The 4036-nt window shown below is 67.0% G+C and carries 4 protein-coding genes; all 4 read left to right on the forward strand.

Annotated elements, in window-relative coordinates; genetic code table 11:
* A partial coding sequence (locus Q0L57_RS07235; RefSeq protein ID WP_296740372.1) for an aminotransferase class V-fold PLP-dependent enzyme occupies positions 1-949 on the forward strand: 949 nt, incomplete at its 5' end.
* 19 nt (positions 950-968) lie between these two features.
* Positions 969-1946, forward strand: coding sequence for a CoA ester lyase (locus Q0L57_RS07240; RefSeq protein WP_296740375.1), 978 nt, complete (start codon positions 969-971; stop codon positions 1944-1946).
* A gap of 19 nt (positions 1947-1965) precedes the next feature.
* Positions 1966-3153: a malate--CoA ligase subunit beta gene (locus Q0L57_RS07245; RefSeq protein WP_296740377.1), complete on the forward strand. Its 1188-nt coding sequence runs from the start codon at positions 1966-1968 to the stop codon at positions 3151-3153.
* A gap of 14 nt (positions 3154-3167) precedes the next feature.
* Positions 3168-4036, forward strand: an 869-nt coding sequence (gene sucD, locus Q0L57_RS07250) for a succinate--CoA ligase subunit alpha (protein WP_296740379.1), incomplete at its 3' end; no start/stop codon positions are given.

Consider the following 4036-nt stretch of genomic DNA (forward strand, 5'->3'; position numbering starts at 1 on the left):
GGTGCTGATGTCGCGCTTCGGCCAGTTCTCGCATCTGTGGGTCGACATGGCCGAGCGCCTCGGCTTCGAGGTCGACGTCATCGACTGCCAATGGGGCACGGGCGTGCCGCTGGATATCTATGCCGAGCGGCTTCATGCCGACAAGGCGCACCGCATCAAGGCTGTCTTCTGCACGCAGAACGAGACCGCGACCGGCGTCACCAGCGATGTCGCCGGCTGCCGCGCCGCGCTCGATGCCGCGAACCACCCGGCGCTGCTGTTCGTCGACGGCGTCTCCTCGATCGGCTCGATCGACTTCCGTCAGGAGGAATGGGGCGTCGACTGCGCCGTCAGCGGCTCGCAGAAGGGTTTTATGCTGCCGGCAGGTCTCGGCTTCCTCTCGGTCAGCCAGAAGGCGTTGGCCGCGTCGAGGACGGCGACGCACCGGCGCTGCTACTTCTCCTTCGAGGACATGATCCGCACCAACGACACCGGCTATTTCCCCTATACGCCGGCCACCCAGTTGCTGCGCGGCCTGCGCGCCTCGCTCGACCTGATCGCCGAGGAAGGGCTGGACAACATCTTTGCCCGTCATCATCGCCTGGCCGAGGGCGTGCGCAAGGCGGTCGACGCCTGGGGCCTGAAGCTGTGCGCCAAGCAGCGCAAATGGCATTCCGACACGGTGAGCGCCATCATGGTGCCGGACGGCATCGACAGCGCCGACATCGTCAAGCGCGCCTACCAGGCCTACAACACCTCGCTCGGCGGCGGTCTCAACAAGGTGGCCGGCAAGGTGTTCCGCATCGGCCATCTTGGCTGGCTGAACGAGGTGATGGTGCTTGCATCGCTCTCGGCCGCTGAGCTGACGCTGCTCGATTGCGGCGTCGAGTTGGCGCCCGGCTCGGGCGTCGGCGCGGCGATCGAGCATTTCCGCCAGGCAGAACAGCCAACCATCGCCAAAGCCGCCTGAGCAGGCTCGGAGACGCCAGATGAGCCACACCATCAACCACTTGAAGAAACTCAGGCTGCAGCGCAGCGAGCTCGCGGTCCCGGGCTCGAGCCCGGAGATGATCGACAAGGCGGCGGCCAGCGCCGCCGACTTCGTCTTCCTCGACATCGAGGACGCGGTCGCGCCGCCCGACAAGGAGCGCGCCCGCAAGAACATCATCCAGGCGCTGAACGACATCGACTGGCGCGCCAAGGGCAAGACCGTCTCGGTGCGCATCAACGGCCTCGACACGCACTACATGTACCGCGACGTCGTCGACGTGATGGAACAGGCGGGCGACCGCCTGGACACCATCCTGGTGCCGAAGGTCGGCGTGCCGGCCGACCTCTACATGGTCGAGGCGATGGTCAACCAGATCGAGATGGCCAAGGGTTTCAAGACCCGCGTCGGCCTCGAGGCGCTGATCGAGACGGCGCTCGGCATGGCCAATGTCGAGGCGATCGCCGCCACGCCCGGCCGGCTGGAGGCGATGCATTTCGGCGTCGCCGACTATGCCGCGAGCAACAAGGCGCGCACCGTCAACATCGGCGGCCTCAACCCCGACTATCCCGGCGACCAGTGGCATTTTGCGCTGTCGCGCATGACGGTTGCCTGCCGCGCCTATGGCCTGCGCGCCATCGACGGACCGTTCGGCGACTTCTCCGATCCGGAAGGCTACAAGGCGGCGGCAAGGCGCGCCGCCGCCCTCGGCATCGAAGGCAAATGGGCGATCCATCCATCGCAGATCGCCTTGGCCAACGACGTCTTCTCGCCGCCGGAAAAGGAGGTCACGCGCGCCCGCCGCATCCTGGAGGTGCTGAAGGAGGCCGAGGCGCTCGGCAAGGGTGCTGCCGCACTCGACGGCAAGATGATCGACGCCGCCTCGGAGCGCATGGCGCGCAACGTGCTGGTGGTGAACGAGGCGATCGAGCGCGCCGGCCAGACTCAATTGGCTAATGGGCCGCAGGCGACGCACTGAGAGCTTTCGGGAGGACAAGATGGACATTCACGAATACCAGGCCAAGGAACTGCTGGCCCGCCACGGCGTGCATATCCCGCGCGGCGGCCTCGCCTACAGCCCCGAGCAGGCGACCTACCGGGCGCGCGAGATCGGCGGCGCGAAATGGGTCTTGAAGGCGCAGGTCCATTCCGGCGCCCGCGGCAAGGCCGGCGGCATCAAGCTCTGCTCCAATGACGAGGAGATCGCCAATGCGGCCGAGGCCATGCTCGGGCGCAAGCTGGTGACGCACCAGACCGGCCCGCGCGGCAAGCTGATCTCGCGCCTCTATCTCGAGGAGGCGGTCGACATCGCGCAGGAGCTCTATCTCGGCTTCGTGCTCGACCGCAAGGAAGAGCGCGTCATGATCGTGGCCTCGGCCGCCGGCGGCATGGAGATCGAGGAGATCGCCGAGAAGGCGCCGGATTCGATCATCCGCGCCACCGTCGACCCCGGCGTCGGCATGCAGCGCTTCCAGGCGCGCGAGATCGCCTTCGGGCTGGGGCTCGAGGACAATTTGATCGGCAAGGCGACCGAGACCATCCTCGGCTGCTACCAGGTGTTCCGCGACTACGACGCCTCGATGCTGGAGATCAATCCGCTGGTGGTGACGCGCGACGGCAGCCTGGTCGCGCTCGACGCCAAGATGTCGTTCGACGAGAACGCGCTGTTTCGCCGCCCGGAGATCTCCGAGCTGCGCGACAAGAGCCAGGAAGACCCGCGCGAGACTTTCGCCAGCGACCGTGGCCTTTCCTATGTCGGCCTGGACGGCAACATCGGCTGCATCATCAACGGCGCAGGGCTGGCCATGGCGACGATGGACATGATCAAGATCGCCGGCGGCGAGCCGGCCAACTTCCTCGACATCGGCGGCGGCGCCTCGCCCGAGCGGGTGGCGAAATCCTTCCGCGCCGTGCTCGGCGACAAGAATGTCGAGACCATCCTGGTCAACATCTTCGCCGGCATCAACCGCTGCGACTGGGTGGCCGAGGGCGTGATCAAGGCAATCCGCGAGGTCGGCGTCGACGTGCCGCTGGTGGTGCGGCTGTCCGGCACCAAGGTCGAGGAAGGCCGCAAGATCCTGGCCGAGTCCGGCGAGAAGGTGATCGTCGCCGACACGCTGGCGGAAGCCGCCGAAAAGGCCGTCGCCGCCTGGCGCGCGGCCGCCAAGAAGAAAAAAGCAGCCTGAGGGAGGTCGACAAAATGGCAATCCTGCTCAACCGCAGCACGCGCGTCATCGTGCAAGGCTTCACCGGCAAGATCGGCAGCTTCCATGCCGACGACATGAAACGCTACGGCACCAAGCTGGTCGGCGGCGTCACCCCCGGCAAGGGCGGCCAGACGCATCTCGGCCTGCCGGTCTTCAACACCGTCAAGGGCGCCGTGCGCGAGACCCGCGCCGAGGCCAGCATCGTCTTCGTGCCGCCGCCCTTCGCGGCCGATTCGATCATGGAAGCGGCGGATGCCGGCATCAAGCTTTGCGTGTGCATCACCGACGGCATCCCCTCGCAGGACATGATGCAGGTCAAGCGCTACATGCGCCGCTACCGCTTCGAGGACCGCATGCGCCTGGTCGGCCCGAACTGCGCCGGCGTCATCACGCCCGGACAGGCGCTGATGGGCATCATGCCCGGCAGCATCTACCTGCCCGGCCGCGTCGGCATCGTCGGCCGCTCCGGCACGCTGGGCTACGAGGCGGCCTCGCAGATGAAGGCGCTCGGCATCGGCGTGTCGACCAGCGTCGGCATCGGTGGCGATCCGATCAACGGCTCGTCCTTCAAGGACATCCTGCAGCTCTTCGAACGCGACGAGGATACCGACGCCGTGGTCATGATCGGCGAGATCGGCGGCCCGCAGGAGGCCGAGGCGGCGATCTGGGCGCGTGACAACATGCGCAAGCCGCTGATCGCCTACATCGCCGGGCTTTCCGCGCCAAAGGGCCGCCGCATGGGCCATGCCGGCGCCATCATCTCCGCCTTCGGCGAATCGGCGCAGGAAAAGGTCGAAATCCTCAAGGACGCCGGCGTCGTCATCGTGCCCACCCCCGCCTCCTTCGGCGAGGTCGTCGCCGA

The organism is Mesorhizobium sp., from assembly GCF_024509055.1.
Taxonomy (GTDB): Bacteria; Pseudomonadota; Alphaproteobacteria; order Rhizobiales; family Rhizobiaceae; genus Mesorhizobium.

What these genes read in the sequence shown, in the direction of transcription:
- Q0L57_RS07240 (WP_296740375.1), top strand. Translation starts at nt 969, where the DNA reads ATGAGCCACACCATCAACCACTTGAAGAAACTCAGGCTGCAGCGCAGC.
- Q0L57_RS07245 (WP_296740377.1), top strand. Translation starts at nt 1,966, where the DNA reads ATGGACATTCACGAATACCAGGCCAAGGAACTGCTGGCCCGCCACGGC.